We start from the raw sequence: 14,796 nt of genomic DNA on the forward strand, positions 1-14,796 counted from the left end.
TTCACGTTTACTGCGGATTGGTCTCCTCTGTCGACAGTTCAAGATGCGCCTCTCCTATACCGATCACTGCTCCAGCAGGATTATTGTCGCCGTCGACTCGTACAAACGATACCGACACCATACCGACTCGAAGCAAGGACGCATTCGGCAAAATACCGCGCAAGGAATATCGCAGTCGGGCGGCGCCATGCCCATGGTGCACTGCGCTACGAATCTGGAAGGCGCCCAGCGTCCCAAGAAGCAGTGATGTCGGCCTGCTCGCGCCTGCTTCCGGCGACGGCATGTTCAGGTAGACCTGGTAGAAGTAACCGCCGTTTTTCCCATTTTCCGCTAATTCCACCTGATCAAGCACAAGGTGTGCCGATTTGTATTTGGTTGTCCCACCACGCAACGACATGGCTTTACCGCGCCCGATCTCCTGTAGGGCTGTCCAATGCTCCGGGTTCACGGGCAGTTGCGCGCTGATCGATCTGCGGTCCAAACTGAGATGGAGTGCTCCTCCAAGCGAGAATGTTGCCGCGCTGGTTGGCCTCGGTCCGCTGATCTTGAACGATCCGGTTGGTGGCAGAGAGCGCGGTAACTGGTCCGGTCCGGCTTGCACACGCAAGGCCCTGGCATTTGTCACCTGGGCCAGGGGAATGGATGCCGGCATGGCTTCGTTCTGATAATAGTATTGCAGGATTGTTCTCGTATCATAGGTCGACACGCGTGGCAGGGTCAGCGTATTCGTATACGTGTGAACTCCCGACCAATATGGCTTGGTTTTTGCAGGCATTTTTCGTCCAGCCGCGGCAGTGATCCAAGCGACCCACAAACGGTCGACATTTGCGTGGTGGAGCCAAAAAATAGGATCTACTGGAGAATTCATTGTCGACATGATGTTTCCGATGATGTCATGAACTGGATTGTGCGGCTGGTTTTCCAAAATCGGTTCGAACGCATTGGCCGCGCCACGCTGGAAATTCGTTACCGTCGGGGAAAACGGCGCTAATGTCAACGCCTGGCGAACGTTGACATTGAGTCGGTTGACGTACAAGGGGTTTGTGCTATTGGGGTCCGTGAACTCGGCAGGTATCGTAGCGTAGGTATAATAGTCCCAATAAGGGAGTATGAGGTTGCTGTCTCCGGAGACGATACGCAGTTGCCTCTCGAAATGGTACAGGTAGCCACGATGCCATGCTAAAAAATAGGGGACGCCGTGCGGACAACGGTTAATGTGAATATTGGTCCAGTACGCCCAGCTATTCGGATTGCTCGCGTTAGGATTTGCTTTCATCAAGCGAATTGCATTTAGTAATGAATCATACTGGGGTGTAATTTTGAATTGCTGCCATTCCATGCGTTTCCTGAGTGCAATTTGGGCAAACAAGCTGCCCGGAATCGCGGATAGGGCCACTGCAAGAGCCGAATGTTCAAGAAAGTGTCTCCTGTCGATTTTTTGCTGAATCATGGTGCTCTCCCTGTCAATAAGCATGCTGCCATTCGGCAAGTCGCATTGCTGTACATGGAAAGCCACGCTGTTTGCCGTTGAGTCTTACAAGTTGCGGTTTGAGAAGTATCAACGATATGCCCTTAAAATCTAGGTGGCTTTACAAATATCAAGTGAAACGTATATTTGACTTTGGCTGGCAAGATGATCAGCTAACATATTATCGATCAGCTAAACGGTGAAAAACCAAACATTCCGCCACAGGTAAGGAATTTGTGTCGGTATGTTTCCCGACCGCCGACTCCGGTAGAGCACCGATGTGCTGGTTTATCAATAGATTTGTGTATGCCTACCGGCTATTACACCGATATATCTTTGCGCGCTTAAAAAGTGGGGGTTTGAGAAAACGCAAACAACTGCTATGCGAGCTGAGCGCGCGAGTAGACGTCGAAGCTTGTTTTTCCATGCAGTCCAGCACGGCCGCGACAAGGAGCGAACAGGCAGGGCGGATGCACATAAGGTTCTCTGGCCTGGTGCGCCAGCTACAAGCTGCGCCGCGCCCGGCGCCGGCGCGGTATGCTGGCATCCTACCGCCGCCTTCAGCAAGGAACGCCCGCATGCATCTCGACTCCAGGTCCCGCCGCCGTGTCCTGGCCTCGCTGGCGGCCTTGCCGTTGCTGGCCAATGCCCAGGCGCGCCCTGCGTTGCTGACCCGCGCCATTCCCTCGTCCGGCGAATTGCTGCCGGTGGTCGGCCTCGGCAGCTGGATCACCTTCAACGTCGGCCGCGATCCGGCGGCGCGTGCCGACTGCCTTGACGTGATGCGCCAGTTTTTTGCCAATGGCGGGCGGCTCATCGATTCCTCTCCCATGTACGGCTCGGCCCAGGACGTGATCGGCGAAGCGGTGAGCAGGCTCAAGCCGGCGCAGCTGTTCTCGGCGGACAAGGTGTGGATCGGTTCAAGCGAGCAGGGCCCCGCGCAGGTGGAGGCCTCGCGCAAGTTGTGGCGGGCGCCGCGCTTCGACCTGCTGCAGGTGCATAACCTGCTGGCCTGGGAGGCGCACCTGCCGCTGCTGCTGCGGATGAAGCGGGAAGGGCGGCTGCGCTATGTCGGCATCACTACCTCGGAAGGCCGGCGCCATGCCGACATCCTGAAAATCATGGGCAGCCAGCCGGTCGATTTCGTGCAGGTCTCGTACAACGTGCTCGATCGCGAGGTCGAGCAGCGCATCCTGCCGCTGGCGCGCGAGCGCCGCATCGGCGTGATCGTGAACCGGCCGTTCCGGCAGGGCGAGCTCACGCAGGCTCTGGCGGGCAAGCGCCTGCCCGGCTGGGCGGCGGACATCGGCTGCACCAGCTGGGCGCAGGTGCTGCTCAAGTTTATCGTCGCGCATCCGGCCGTGACCTGCGCGATTCCGGCCACCTCGAGCGTCGCCCACGTGCGCGAGAACATGCTGGCCGCACGCGGGCCGCTGCCGGACGAGGCACTGCGCCGGCGCATTGTCCAGGATGTCGAAAGGCTGGCATGAGCGAGTGGTGGAGCTATTCGCTGTCGGATTTTTTGATGTTCTCGGCGCGGACCTACTTTCGCCAGTTCGAACTGCTCAACCGCGCCCTGTGGCCGCTGCACTTGCTGGCGTTCGGTGCAGGGATGCTGCTCATCGGCTGCATGCTGCGGCCGCGCAAGCGCGCATCGTTCACCGCGTTCGGGGTGCTGGCTATTTGCTGGGCGTGGGTCGCCTGGGCCTATCACGCCGGGCGCTATGCCGACATCAACACCGGTGCGCCGTATTTTGCGATCGGCTTCGGCGTGCAGGCGGTCCTGCTGGCATGGCTGGCGGTGCGGCGGCCGGCGCCGGCCGAGGGCGACATCGGCCGGCGGGCGCCTGTCGCCATCATGGCCCTGGCGCTGTTTGGCTATCCCTTGCTCGCGCCCCTGAATGGTGCCAGCTTATGGCAGGCCGAGGTGTTCGCGATTGCCCCTGACCCGACCGTGGCCGCGACCTTCGCTGCGCTGCTGTTCTGGCGCGCGCCATGGCCGCTGTGGATCATCCCATTGCTGTGGAGTGCCGCGAGCGGCGCAACCTTGAAGGAACTGCATGCGCCGCAGCCCTGGCTGCTGCCCGCAAGCGCCATCCTTGCCGTGGCGCTGGCCACCTTAGGCGCGCGAAAAAAACTCAGTCGCTGAGCAGGCTGCCCGAGCGGAAGGATTCCTCGCCGGCGATCTTACAGATGTGCATCCCGCGCAGCAGGTGGCGGTGCGCAGTGCTGGCGAACAGCAGGCCGGCATGGCTGCTTGACACCGTCGTCACCTTGCCGCTCACCGGGTTGACGACATCCGCGATCGGCTCGTTCGCTTCGACCCGGTCGCCCAGCTTCTTGTGGAACACCAGCACGCCGGCATGCGGCGCGTGCAGCGGCTCGACCGCATCGAGCGGGGTCGGGCCGCACAGGGCGTCGGGCAGGGGGCGCAGCGGCATGTCGATCACGCCCTGCAGCGCCAGGTATTGCAGGATCGCGGCGGCGTCCTGGCCGGCATAGTCGTAGGTCACGTCGTGCTCCCCGCGCAGCTCGACCGTGACGGCCACGCAGGCGGGCGGGATGGCCGCCTCGGTGAAATGGTCGGCCAGGTCCCACCACAGGCGGCTGCAGGCTTCATCGAAGGCTTCGCCGCCCGAGGCTTTCGCCACCAGCAGCACCCGCGACTCCATCAACGCCGCCAGCGGCAGCACCGCATCGACCAGCGGCGTGCCGGTGTACATGTGCAGCACCGCTTCGTTATCGCAGTGCAGGTCGAGCACGATGTCGGCGTCGATCGCCATCGACAGCAGGGTTTTCTTGAGGGTGCCGGCGTTGTCGGCCGGCTGCCATTCGTCCACGCCGCGCCTGGCTTCTGCGCGGATCAGCGCGACGTTGGCGGCCGCGTCCTGCCCCAGCCTGCCCTCGAGCGAAGTCTTGAGCCCATCCGCGGCGTGGTGGTAGGCGCGGTTGAAATTGGTGCCGGTCGAGAGGTCGTAGCGGCCGAAAGGCGCGCCGTGCAGCACCTGCGACAGCCCGAGCGGATTGGCCGCCGGCACCAGGATCACTTCGCCCTTGATGCGTCCCTCGGCATCGAGCCGTTCCAGGTGCTGGCGCAGCAAGTGCGCGACCAGCATCGCCGGCACCTCGTCGGCATGGATCGCCGCCTGGATGTACACCTTCTTGCCGGCGCCGGCCTTGCCGTAATGATGGGAAGTCAGGTGCAGGGTCGCGACGTTGTCATCGAGGGCGATCGGGTGTTTCGTCGAATGCATGGCAGGGGCTCCGGCGGGGCGGCGAGGGATAAACCACGATTATGCAGGATAGCGCCCGGGACCATCCGCACGCTGCCGGGCGCTGGCTAGGGAAGGCGGCTAGGCTATAATGACAGCCGTTTTTCCTCACTCTCACGCTCCCCATGTCCTCTGATACGCCCACCAACGGCCCGGCGCGGCCCATGCTTTACGATCCTACCGAACACCGCATCCGCAGCTTCGTCACGCGTGCCGGGCGGCTGTCGACCGCGCAGGCACGGGCGCTGGATGAACTCGGCCCGAAATTCCTGATCGAGTACAAGAAGGAAGCGCTCGACATGGAAGCGGCCTTCGGGCGCAAGGCGCCGGTGGTGCTGGAGATCGGCTTCGGCATGGGCGACACGACGGCGCACATCGCGCGCCTGATGCCGGAGAAGGATTTCATCGGCGTCGAGGTGCACACGCCGGGCGTGGGCAGCCTGCTCAAGCAGATCGGCGAGCAGGGCATCGAGAACCTGCGCCTGGTCCAGCACGACGTGGTCGAGGTGCTGGCCAACATGATCCCGGACGGCTCGCTGCACGGCGTGCACGTGTTCTTCCCGGACCCGTGGCACAAGGCGCGCCACAACAAGCGCCGCCTGATCCAGCCGCCGTTCGTGAAGGTGTTATGCGACAAGCTGGCGGCGGGCGGCTACCTGCACTGCGCGACCGACTGGGAAGACTATGCGGTACAGATGCTGGAGGTGCTGGGCGCCGAGCCGGCGCTGCAGAATACGGCGGAGGGGTATGCGCCGCAGCCGGCCTACCGGCCGCTGACCAAGTTCGAGAACCGTGGGCTCAAGCTGGGGCATGGGGTGTGGGATCTTGTATTCACCAAGAAGTAAGGAGTTTTTGTAGGGTGGGCAGGTCTCCTGCCCGCGCGTTCAAATCACGGTACTGCTGACGGCGCGGCTGTTCTTGTGCTTGTTGAACGCGTGGGCAGAATCTGCCCACCCTACGAAGCCCGACATGCATGCGCCACAGATGCACGCATTCACATGCCAAAGCCGTCAGGCCTCGCCGTGCGGCTTCCTCGCATACAGCCCAAAATACAAGATCACCGCGTAGCACACCGCCGGCACGGCCAGTGCCAGCTTCAGCCCCGCCGCATCCGCGGCAAAGCCCATCAGCAGCGGCACGACCGCACCGCCCACGATCGCCACGCAGATCACGCCCGAACCTTCCGCCGCGCGCTTGCCCAGGCCTTCGCAGGCCAGCGAGAAGATGGTCGGGAACATGATCGAGTTGAACAGGCCGATGGCCAGCAGCGACCAGCCGGACAGCGCGCCGGTCGTATTGCTTGAGACCAGCAGCAGCAGGATCGTCATGCCGGCCGCGCAGGCCAGCACTTTCCCCGGCGAGAACATGCGCAGCAGGGCGGCGCCGATGAAGCGGCCGACCATGGCGCCGCCCCAGTACAGCGGCACGTGCTTGCCGGCCGCCTCGGCGCCCAGGCCCAGTACGTCGGCTTCCATCAGGTAGTTGACGATGATCGAGCCGATCGCCACCTCGGCGCCGACATAGAGAAAAATGCACAGCGCGCCGCGTGCGAAGCGCGGCTGCCGGAGCAGGTCGAAGGCGCCCAGGATGTTTTCCGACGGCGCCGGCGTCTCCACCAGCTTGCGGCGGTTCAGCCACACGGCGCCGGCGAGGATCACCAGCGCGATCGCCAGGCCGATATAGGTGTGGACCACAACGCGGGTTTCTTCCTCGCGGAAGGCGTCGAGCGCCGCGCCGCTGAGCGTCGTCGGGTCGATCGTCGCCAGCGAACCGAGGATCAGGATCGCGCCCACGTACGGAAACACGGTGGTGCCCAGCGAATTGAAGGCCTGGGCGAAGGTGAGGCGGCTGTGCGCCGTCTGCGGTTTGCCCAGCATCGAGATCAGCGGATTGGCCACCACCTGCACGATGGTGATGCCGGCCGCCAGCACGAACAGCGCCAGCAGGAAGGTGGCGAACACGCCCGAGGACGAGGCCGGGATGAACAGCAGGCAGCCGACCGCCATCGTGACCAGGCCGGTGACGGCGGTGCGCATGTAGCCGATGCGCTGCACGATGGCGGCCGCCGGGATCGACACCACGAAATAGGCGGCGAAGAAGGCCGACTGCACCAGCATCGCCTGCGCGTAGCTGAGGGTGAACAGGTCTTTCAGCTTGGGGATGATGACGTCGTTCAGGCTGGTGATACCGCCGAAGACGAAGAACAGCGCGAACACGAAGGTCTGCAGGCTGGCGGCGTTGTCGGGAATCGTGCTGCCTGCGCCATCGGCTGCGGGCGAGGCGGTGGTGCTGGTGGGAGTCGGGATGGCCATGTGAGTGTCGGTGGGTTGAACATTGGAGCGTCTGGCAAAACCATCAGGGCAAGGCGCATCGTCGAAGACAGTACGCTGGTACGGCGAGACGATGCAACGCCGCCAATGAGGGTTTTTCAGGCGCTCCCAACCTAGGACACTACATCATCTCATTGATGATTGCGACGATTTCATCGCCATACGACACCAGCTTCTTCTCGCCCACGCCGGAGACGCCGCGCAGCGCCTCTAACGAGGCCGGCTTGCCCTTGGCGATCTCGCGCAGGGTCGCATCCTGGAACACCACATAGGCCGGCACGCCGTGTTCGCGGGCGGTACCCATGCGCCAGGTACGCAGGCGCTCGAAGATCGCCTGCTCGGAGCGCGACAGTTCCAGTTCCTCGTAGCTGCCGGCGGCGCGCGAGGACGGGCGCTTGGCCTTGACCGGTTTCTGGTACTGGCGCAGCTGCACCTTCTGCTCGCCCTTGAGCACGGGACGCGCGGCGTCGGTCAGCTTGAGCGAGCTGTAGGCGTCGTGGTCGACCGTCACGAAGCCGAGCGCGATGGCCTGGCGGGCGATGGCGCGCCATTCCTGTTCGGAGCGGTCGGCGCCGACGCCGAACACGGTGAGTTTGTCGTGGTGCCACTGGCTGATGCGTTCGGTCTGGGCGCCGCGCAGGACGTCGATCACGTGGCCGGCGGCGAAGCGCTGGTCGACCCGGTAGACGGTGGAGAGCAGCTTTTGCATCGGCACCGTGCCGTCGACCTGCACCGGCGGGATCAGGCAGGTGTCGCAATTGCCGCAAGGGCCGGAGCGCTCGCCGAAATAGTCGAGCAGGCGCATGCGCCGGCAACTGAGGGTCTCGCACAGGCCGAGCATGGCGTCGAGCTTCATCGACAGCACGCGCTTGAAGGTCTCGTCGGCGTCGGATTCGTCGATCATCCGGCGCTGCAGCACCACGTCCTGGAGGCCGTAGGCCATCCAGGCGCTGGCGGGGGCGCCGTCGCGGCCGGCGCGGCCGGTCTCCTGGTAGTAACCTTCCAGGCTTTTGGGCAGATCGAGGTGACAGACGTAGCGCACGTCCGGCTTGTCGATGCCCATGCCGAAGGCGATGGTGGCGACCATCGTGATGTTGTCTTCGCGCAGGAAGCGCGACTGGTTCGCGGCGCGCACGCTGTATTCCATGCCGGCGTGGTAGGGCAGGGCGCGGATGCCGTTCTGGTTCAGGAACTCGGCGGTTTCCTCGACTTTTTTTCGCGACAGGCAGTAGACGATGCCGGAATCCTGCGCATGTTCGCTGGTGATGAAGTCGAGCAGCTGCTTGCGGCCGGTGGTCTTCTCGACGATCGAATAGCGGATGTTGGGACGGTCGAAGGACGAGACGAACTTGCGCGCGTCATCGAGCTGCAGGCGGTGCGCGATTTCGTCGCGGGTCTGCTGGTCGGCGGTCGCGGTGAGTGCGATGCGCGGGATGCCCGGATAGCGCTCGTGCAGGACCGACAGGCGGATGTACTCCGGCCGGAAGTCGTGGCCCCATTGCGACACGCAGTGCGCTTCGTCGATGGCGAACAGCGAGATGCGCGAGGCGTCGAACAGCTCCAGGCAGCGCTGGGTCAGCAGGCGCTCGGGCGCCACGTAGACCAGGTCGATCTCGCCACTGCGCACCAGGCGTTCGATGCGCAGCGTCTCTTCGAATGTCTGAGTCGAGTTTAAAAAGGCGGCGCGCACGCCGACTTCTTCCAGCGCATCGACCTGGTCCTGCATCAGCGCGATCAGTGGCGAGACGACCACGCCCACCCCGTCGCGCAGCAGCGCCGGGATCTGGTAGCACAGCGACTTGCCGCCGCCGGTGGGCATCAGGACGAGGGCGTCGCCGCCGCCGGCGACGTGCTCGACGATCTCCCCCTGCTGCCCGCGGAAGGCGGGATAGCCGAAGACGGTCTCGAGGACGTGCAGCGCGCGCGCTTGAAGCTCGGAAGTCATGCGTTTATTCTGCCCACACCACCAAACCGAAGTGTGCGGTCACGAGTACGAGAATACCGAACACAATACGGTACCAGGCGAAGATCGTGAAGTCGTGCGTGCTGATGTAGCGCAGGAGCCAGCGCACACACAGGAAGGCCGAAGCGAACGCGGCCAGGCCGCCCAGCAGGAACATCGGCAGGTCGGCCATCGACAGCAGGTGGCGCTCCTTGAGCACCGAATACACGGTGGCCGACAGCAGGGTCGGGATCGCCAGGAAGAACGAGAATTCGGTGGCTGCCTTGCGCGACAGGCCGAACAGCATGCCGCCAATAATGGTCGCGCCGGAACGGCTGGTGCCGGGAATCAGTGCAAAGGCCTGGGCAATTCCCACCTTCAACGCGTCGCCGTAGCCCATGTCGTCCACGCTCTCGACCCGCGCCGCCTGGTCTTTGCCCGTGTGGCGGCGTTCCACCCACAGGATGAGCAGGCCGCCGACGATGAAGGCAGTGGCCACCGGTACCGGTGTAAACAGTTTCGCCGTGATCATCTCGCTGAACAGCAAGCCGAGCATGGCCGCCGGGATGAAGGCGATGACCAGCTTGATCACGAACTTCTGCTGTTTCGGGTCCGAGCCCAGGCCGGACAGGACGGTTGCAATGCGCCGGCGGTATTCCCAGATCACGGCCAGCATGGCGCCGGCCTGGATGGCAATCTGGAAGACCTTGACCTTTTCGCCGGTGAAATTGAGCAGGCTGCCCGCCAGGATCAGGTGTCCGGTGGACGAGATCGGCAGGAACTCGGTAAAGCCCTCGACCAGGCCCATGATAATCGCCTTGATAGCGAGAAGAATATCCATGAATGCGTAACAGTCAGTGTGGGTGAATGCGGGTGTTGGGATGGACCGTGGAGATACGGCGGGGTCGAAGCTTACCATGCGCACAGGCAGCGCCGGAGTGTTCCCGGCTTGCTGTTGTGCCTGGCGCAAGATTGTACCGCGCGCGCGTTGCCGCCGGGTTACAACAGACGTCGCGGCAACGAAATTGTTTCGTGCGCCGCCGCCAAAAACGCGTGCTACACTCGTCCGCATGAGCCTTTTAGTTGTCCTCATCCTTGCTGTCCTTGCCTGGGCAGCATTCAACGGTTGGCAGAAACCCAACTACTTGCGTTACCGTCCCTACCAGGGCCGGGCCTGGCGCAGCACGTTCCCAGGCGCCTCGCGCAAGGACATCCGCGATTTCCTGTCGCTCTTCATATCCGCGTTCTCTTTCCGCGACAGCGAACGCCTGCATTTCCGTCCGGATGACGAAGTGCTCGGCATCTACCGCGCCGTGAACCCCACCCGCTGGCTGCCCGACGCGACCGAAATCGAGACGCTGGCCAAGGCGCTGCGCGACAAATACGGCCTGATGCTCGACGATATCTGGCACGAAGGCCTGACCTTGGGCGGGTTGTTCCAGCGCGTGCAGCAGGCGCGCGGGAAGCTGGCGGCGGCCTGAGCGCACAGGCTGCCGAAAGTTACCCCTGTTGGGTTACTTTTTGTTCTTGTGTTTATGCTAGGCCAGCACTATCTGCTTGGCATGCTCAAACAGAAACTGAACTGGAAACGGCCGCTGTTCTTCCTCCTGCTGCCGATCTTTCTCGTGATGGTGTTTCTTGGGTTTCCCCTGCCGGTCGCGCCGCCACCTGCCATCAAGGCGGCGCAGGAGCAGACTGTCGTCGTGAAAAAGAAGAAGAAAAAGCATTCAGGGCTGGTGATGCCGGATACCGATCATTCGTAGGGTGGGCGGCTCCACCCGTCCTCAGGATGTCTTGACGGCGCTTGCGCCGCCCGCGCGTTCAAAACACGGTGCTACAGCCCGTACGATTATTCACATTCCTACGATCACCGCGTGGGCGCACAGCAGGCCACTGGCCTGCTGTGCCCTGCCCACCCTACGGTTCTCACTGGATTGACTGACCGGGGGGGCGGACCTTCAACACGAAGGCGCAGTCGCCCGTTCCAGTTCATCCAGCCAGCGAATCGCCTGCTCGCGGCTGCTGCCACACATCTCCAGCGAAGGCTGCAACCCACCACAAAACGCCGGCCGCTCCGGTTTGCCGAAAATGCGGCAGCGGTTGTCATCAGCCAATTGAATGCAACGCACACCGGCCGGCTTCCCATCGGGCATGCCGGGGATCGGGCTGGTGATCGATGGCGCGGTGCAGCAGGCGCCGCAGTGGTCGCGGCATTGCACGGGAGATGGGGCAAGCAGGGCGGTCATGGAAGGCAGGAGTATACCCCCGCCAACGCCCAAAGCGGGCGCGTCGCCGTGCGTTTTCCCGCTAGCTTGTGGCTAACGCACATCGCATAGCGCAGGAGAGCCATCCATGGTCCAGGCACTGCCTGAAATACATTGTAAAGACGCGTCAATACCTGTTTATATGGACAGTTTCGATATCACAACGGTTGCTTGACTGAGTGACAAGCCCCGACTATATTCGATAGCTCTTCAGTTGGTTTCTAGGCAGTAACATGGAATGCTCAATCGACAGCAAGCCGCGCTGGGAGCGCCGCAAGGATGCCCGGCCCCAGGAGCTCCTGGCTGCCGCCATTGACCTGTTCGTCGAACGTGGTTTCGCTGCCACGCGTCTGGAAGACGTGGCCCGCCGTGCCGGGGTGTCAAAGGGCACGCTGTACCTGTACTACACCAACAAGGAAGAGCTGTTCAAGGCGGTCGTGCGCGAGAGCATTGTCCCGTTTATCGGCGAGGCCGAGATGTCGGTCGCCGAATTCGAAGGCCATAGCGCCGACCTGCTGCGCCACGTCATGCTGAGCTGGTGGAGCCGCATCGGCCAGAGCAAGGCTTCCGGCATCAGCAAGCTGATCCTGGCCGAGGCCGGCAATTTCCCCGAGCTGGCCAAGTTCTACCAGGAAGAGGTGACCCGGCGTGGAACCCGCATGATATCGAGCATGCTCGAGCGTGGCGTCAGCCGCGGCGAGTTCCGCAACGTCGATATCCCGCAGCTGACCCAGGTGCTGATTGCGCCGATGATGATGCTCAATACCTGGAAACATTGTGCGGTGGCGCCCTGCGACGCCCATGAGCTGCAACCCCTCGCTTTCATCGACGCCTTCCTCGACATGGCCCTGCATGGCCTGCTTCCGCGCACGGCGCCCTAGCGCCAAAGCTTGCCATTTACGCCAAGCGACCGTTTTTTTGGCGTTCAACCCCTCTAAACTGCAGACTGTCGCAATTTCCCCTGTCTTGGGGAGCCCATCGCTAAGATGTGCGTCCTGAGGCCGTTCAACGATAAAATATCGGATTAATTATTTTTCCACCGAGAACTCAGATGAATATCGAACAAGCCCGCTTCAACATGATCGAACAGCAGATCCGCCCGTGGAACGTGCTTGACCAGGACGTGCTCGACCTGCTGCACGTCGTCAAGCGCGAAGCGTTCGTGCCGGTCGCCTACCAGAACCTGGCCTTCGCGGACGTCGAAATCCCGCTGCCGGGCGGCGAGGCGATGTTTAACCCGAAGGTCGAAGCGCGCATCGCGCAGGAGATCGCGGTCAAGAAGCACGAAAACGTCCTGGAAATCGGCGCCGGTTCGGGCTATATGGCGGCACTGCTGGCGCACAAGGCGCGCCACGTGACCACCGTCGAGATCCTGCCGGAAACCAAGGCCCTGGCCGAGCAAAACCTGGCCCGTGCCGGCGTCACCAACGTGAGCGTCGAGCTGGGCGATGGCGCCCAGGGCTGGGCCAAGGGCGCGCCCTTTGATGTGATCGTGGTGTCGGGCGGCCTGCCGGTGCTGCCGGAAGCGCTGCTGCAGCAGGTAAAAGTGGGTGGCCGCCTGGCGGTGATCCTGGGCGATGCGCCGGCGATGAGCTTCAACATCATCACCCGCGTATCGGAAACGGCCTACGACACGGTCAAGCTGTTCGAGACCAATGTCAAGACGCTGACGGGCGCGCAAACGCCGTCGCGCTTCCAGTTCTGAGGACGCGATGCAGCACGTGAGCGCACCCGAACTGGCCGCACGGCTGGCCGACCCGGCGCAGGAGCAGCCGCTGCTGCTGGACGTGCGCGAGAACTGGGAATTCTCCACCTGCCATATCGCAGGTTCGACCCAGATCCCGATGCACCTGATCCCGATCCGGGTTGGCGAACTCGATGACGACCGCGAGATCGTCTGCATTTGCCACCATGGAGCGCGCAGCATGCAGGTGGCTGCCTTCCTGGAGCGTAACGGGTTCAGCAACGTAACGAATTTGACGGGCGGGGTACACGCCTGGGCCGTACAGGTCGATCCTTCGATGCCGAAGTATTGACCTGCATCCTAACTTTTGATGACTCCTGTGGAGATTGCAATGCAGAAACCCCTTATTGCCGTGCTGGTTGCCAGCGCCTTCTTTTCGCTCAATGCAGGCGCGGCTGACTTGATCCAGGTGTACCAGCAGGCACTGGCCAACGACGCGACGTTTGCGAGCGCACGCGCGTCGGCAGCCGCCGGCCGGGAACGGATCGCACAGGGGCGTGCAGGCCTGCTGCCGACGGTAGGCCTCACCGGCAGCAGCATCAAGAACGACGCCGACAACTCGCCGTGGAACGAGGGGCAGTTCGTCAACAATCCGATCACCGGCACCCCGACCCTGGTGGCCGGCTCCGGCTCGAACGTGCGCACCACCGAGTACACGCTGGCGCTGACCCAGCCGCTGTTCCGCTGGGCCGCATGGCAGACCTACCAGCAGAGCAAGCTGCAGCAGGCAGTGGCCGAGGCCCAGTTCGCCCAGGCCCAGCAAGACCTGATCACCCGCGTGGCGCAAGCCTATTTCGACGTGCTGGCAGCCCAGGACAAGCTGGAATCGACCCGCGCCCAGAAGACCGCGGTGACCGAGCAGCTGGCATCGGCCAAGCGCAATTTCGAGGTCGGCACCCAGACCATCACCGATACCCACGAAGCGCAGGCGGCATATGACCTGGTGATTGCCCAGGAATTCGCGGCAGTGAACGACCTGGACAACAAGAACAATGCGCTGCAGGCCATCATCGGCACCTCCCCAGCCATGCTGGCGCCGCTGAAGACCGGCATCACCTTGGCAGCGCCATCGCCGGCCTCGCCGGATCCATGGGTGAGCTCGGCCGAGACCCAGAACTATGGCGTGACCGTCTCGCAGCTGCAGGTGGAACTGGCTCGCCGCGAAATCTCGCGCAACCGCGCCGGCCATTATCCGACCCTCGACCTGGTAGCGGCCTCGACCCGCCGCGACGTCGGCGGCCAGATCACCGGCTCCGGCGTGGCCAAGAACAACGGCATCGGCGTGCAGTTCGCCGTCCCGATCTTCAACGGCTTCGGCGTGACCAGCCGCGTGCGTGAATCGATCGCGCTGGAAGACAAGGCGCGCAACGACCTGGAGGCTACCCGCCGCCAGGCAGCCCTGCAGGCGCGCCAGGCTTATCTTGGCGTGAACAGCGGCATGGCCCAGGTCAAGGCGCTGGAAGCGGCGGAAGTGTCGAGCCAGTCGGCGCTGGAATCGAACAAGCTCGGTTACCAGGTTGGCGTGCGCATCAATATCGACGTGCTGAACGCGCAGCGCCAGCTGTATTCGACCCGCACCGACCTGTCGCGTGCACGCTACGACACCATCCTGAACGGCCTGCGCCTGAAGGCTGCTTCGGGCTCGCTGCGCGAGGCGGACCTGGCGGCGGTGAACAACCTGCTCGCCAAATAAGCTTCCTGTGCAGGCCAGCCCTGCGCCGTTGAATGTGAAAAGCCCGGACCGGAAATGGTCCGGGCTTTTTGTTTTGGAGATGA

Annotated in this window: 15 protein-coding genes; 9 read left to right on the forward strand and 6 right to left on the reverse strand. The window is 63.1% G+C overall.

The features are described from left to right. Window positions 1–7: 7 nt before the first annotated feature. Window positions 8–1,450, reverse strand: a complete 1,443-nt coding sequence (locus HGB41_RS19280; protein ID WP_212761033.1) for a tyrosinase family protein — start codon at window positions 1,448–1,450, stop codon at window positions 8–10. A gap of 596 nt (window positions 1,451–2,046) precedes the next feature. On the opposite strand from HGB41_RS19280, the gene HGB41_RS19285 reads away from it, so the two are divergent. Beyond that, window positions 2,047–2,958, forward strand: coding sequence for an aldo/keto reductase (locus HGB41_RS19285; protein ID WP_171087490.1), 912 nt, complete (start codon window positions 2,047–2,049; stop codon window positions 2,956–2,958). After that, window positions 2,955–3,617 (forward strand): DUF6064 family protein, encoded by a 663-nt coding sequence (locus HGB41_RS19290; RefSeq protein WP_171087491.1) that lies wholly within the window; start codon window positions 2,955–2,957, stop codon window positions 3,615–3,617. Before HGB41_RS19285 ends, HGB41_RS19290 begins: the two co-directional genes overlap by 4 nt. Here the strand turns inward: HGB41_RS19290 and HGB41_RS19295 are convergent. Continuing rightward, on the reverse strand, window positions 3,607–4,722 hold the full coding sequence (locus tag HGB41_RS19295) for a succinylglutamate desuccinylase/aspartoacylase family protein (protein ID WP_171087492.1): 1,116 nt from the start codon (window positions 4,720–4,722) through the stop codon (window positions 3,607–3,609). The two genes, HGB41_RS19290 and HGB41_RS19295, sit on opposite strands and share 11 nt — an antisense overlap. A gap of 182 nt (window positions 4,723–4,904) precedes the next feature. Here HGB41_RS19295 and trmB point away from each other — a divergent pair, with 182 nt between their 5' ends. Beyond that, complete coding sequence (gene trmB, locus HGB41_RS19300) at window positions 4,905–5,585, forward strand: tRNA (guanosine(46)-N7)-methyltransferase TrmB (protein WP_171087494.1); 681 nt, start codon at window positions 4,905–4,907, stop codon at window positions 5,583–5,585. Window positions 5,586–5,750: 165 nt separating this feature from the next. Here the strand turns inward: trmB and HGB41_RS19305 are convergent, their stop codons facing one another. From HGB41_RS19305 to HGB41_RS19315, 3 genes are all read right to left on the reverse strand, one after another. Beyond that, window positions 5,751–7,052, reverse strand: a complete 1,302-nt coding sequence (locus tag HGB41_RS19305) for a sugar MFS transporter (RefSeq protein WP_171087496.1) — start codon at window positions 7,050–7,052, stop codon at window positions 5,751–5,753. 139 nt (window positions 7,053–7,191) lie between these two features. After that, a complete protein-coding gene (recQ, locus tag HGB41_RS19310) occupies window positions 7,192–9,015 on the reverse strand; it encodes a DNA helicase RecQ (RefSeq protein WP_171087497.1) in 1,824 nt (607 codons plus the stop codon). A 4-nt stretch (window positions 9,016–9,019) separates the two neighbouring features. Further along, on the reverse strand, window positions 9,020–9,853 hold the full coding sequence (locus HGB41_RS19315; RefSeq protein WP_171087499.1) for an undecaprenyl-diphosphate phosphatase: 834 nt from the start codon (window positions 9,851–9,853) through the stop codon (window positions 9,020–9,022). 229 nt (window positions 9,854–10,082) lie between these two features. Here HGB41_RS19315 and HGB41_RS19320 point away from each other — a divergent pair, with 229 nt between their 5' ends. Next, complete coding sequence (locus HGB41_RS19320; RefSeq protein WP_171087501.1) at window positions 10,083–10,493, forward strand: hypothetical protein; 411 nt, start codon at window positions 10,083–10,085, stop codon at window positions 10,491–10,493. Between the two features lie 81 nt (window positions 10,494–10,574). After that, window positions 10,575–10,775, forward strand: a complete 201-nt coding sequence (locus HGB41_RS19325) for a hypothetical protein (RefSeq protein ID WP_171087504.1) — start codon at window positions 10,575–10,577, stop codon at window positions 10,773–10,775. Between the two features lie 195 nt (window positions 10,776–10,970). Here the strand turns inward: HGB41_RS19325 and HGB41_RS19330 are convergent, their stop codons facing one another. Beyond that, window positions 10,971–11,258 (reverse strand): YkgJ family cysteine cluster protein, encoded by a 288-nt coding sequence (locus HGB41_RS19330; RefSeq protein ID WP_171087506.1) that lies wholly within the window; start codon window positions 11,256–11,258, stop codon window positions 10,971–10,973. A gap of 251 nt (window positions 11,259–11,509) precedes the next feature. Between HGB41_RS19330 and HGB41_RS19335 the strand changes: the two genes are divergently transcribed. From HGB41_RS19335 to HGB41_RS19350, 4 genes are all read left to right on the forward strand, one after another. Then, on the forward strand, window positions 11,510–12,157 hold the full coding sequence (locus tag HGB41_RS19335) for a TetR/AcrR family transcriptional regulator (RefSeq protein ID WP_171087508.1): 648 nt from the start codon (window positions 11,510–11,512) through the stop codon (window positions 12,155–12,157). A gap of 170 nt (window positions 12,158–12,327) precedes the next feature. Next, window positions 12,328–12,981, forward strand: coding sequence for a protein-L-isoaspartate O-methyltransferase family protein (locus tag HGB41_RS19340; protein ID WP_171087509.1), 654 nt, complete (start codon window positions 12,328–12,330; stop codon window positions 12,979–12,981). A gap of 7 nt (window positions 12,982–12,988) precedes the next feature. Further along, window positions 12,989–13,312, forward strand: a complete 324-nt coding sequence (locus HGB41_RS19345; RefSeq protein ID WP_171087511.1) for a rhodanese-like domain-containing protein — start codon at window positions 12,989–12,991, stop codon at window positions 13,310–13,312. Between the two features lie 39 nt (window positions 13,313–13,351). Beyond that, a complete protein-coding gene (locus HGB41_RS19350; protein ID WP_171087513.1) occupies window positions 13,352–14,713 on the forward strand; it encodes a TolC family outer membrane protein in 1,362 nt (453 codons plus the stop codon). Window positions 14,714–14,796: the final 83 nt, after the last annotated feature.

It is taken from the genome of Telluria aromaticivorans, from assembly GCF_013003915.1.
GTDB lineage: Bacteria > Pseudomonadota > Gammaproteobacteria > Burkholderiales > Burkholderiaceae_D > Telluria > Telluria aromaticivorans.

Coding starts and splice junctions, on each gene's coding strand:
- HGB41_RS19350 (WP_171087513.1), top strand. CDS start 13,352: ATGCAGAAACCCCTTATTGCCGTGCTGGTTGCCAGCGCCTTCTTTTCG.
- HGB41_RS19315 (WP_171087499.1), bottom strand. CDS start 9,853: ATGGATATTCTTCTCGCTATCAAGGCGATTATCATGGGCCTGGTCGAG.
- HGB41_RS19295 (WP_171087492.1), bottom strand. CDS start 4,722: ATGCATTCGACGAAACACCCGATCGCCCTCGATGACAACGTCGCGACC.
- recQ (WP_171087497.1), bottom strand. CDS start 9,015: ATGACTTCCGAGCTTCAAGCGCGCGCGCTGCACGTCCTCGAGACCGTC.
- HGB41_RS19285 (WP_171087490.1), top strand. CDS start 2,047: ATGCATCTCGACTCCAGGTCCCGCCGCCGTGTCCTGGCCTCGCTGGCG.
- trmB (WP_171087494.1), top strand. CDS start 4,905: ATGCTTTACGATCCTACCGAACACCGCATCCGCAGCTTCGTCACGCGT.
- HGB41_RS19320 (WP_171087501.1), top strand. CDS start 10,083: ATGAGCCTTTTAGTTGTCCTCATCCTTGCTGTCCTTGCCTGGGCAGCA.
- HGB41_RS19335 (WP_171087508.1), top strand. CDS start 11,510: ATGGAATGCTCAATCGACAGCAAGCCGCGCTGGGAGCGCCGCAAGGAT.
- HGB41_RS19345 (WP_171087511.1), top strand. CDS start 12,989: ATGCAGCACGTGAGCGCACCCGAACTGGCCGCACGGCTGGCCGACCCG.
- HGB41_RS19305 (WP_171087496.1), bottom strand. CDS start 7,052: ATGGCCATCCCGACTCCCACCAGCACCACCGCCTCGCCCGCAGCCGAT.
- HGB41_RS19280 (WP_212761033.1), bottom strand. CDS start 1,450: ATGATTCAGCAAAAAATCGACAGGAGACACTTTCTTGAACATTCGGCT.
- HGB41_RS19325 (WP_171087504.1), top strand. CDS start 10,575: ATGCTCAAACAGAAACTGAACTGGAAACGGCCGCTGTTCTTCCTCCTG.
- HGB41_RS19340 (WP_171087509.1), top strand. CDS start 12,328: ATGAATATCGAACAAGCCCGCTTCAACATGATCGAACAGCAGATCCGC.
- HGB41_RS19330 (WP_171087506.1), bottom strand. CDS start 11,258: ATGACCGCCCTGCTTGCCCCATCTCCCGTGCAATGCCGCGACCACTGC.
- HGB41_RS19290 (WP_171087491.1), top strand. CDS start 2,955: ATGAGCGAGTGGTGGAGCTATTCGCTGTCGGATTTTTTGATGTTCTCG.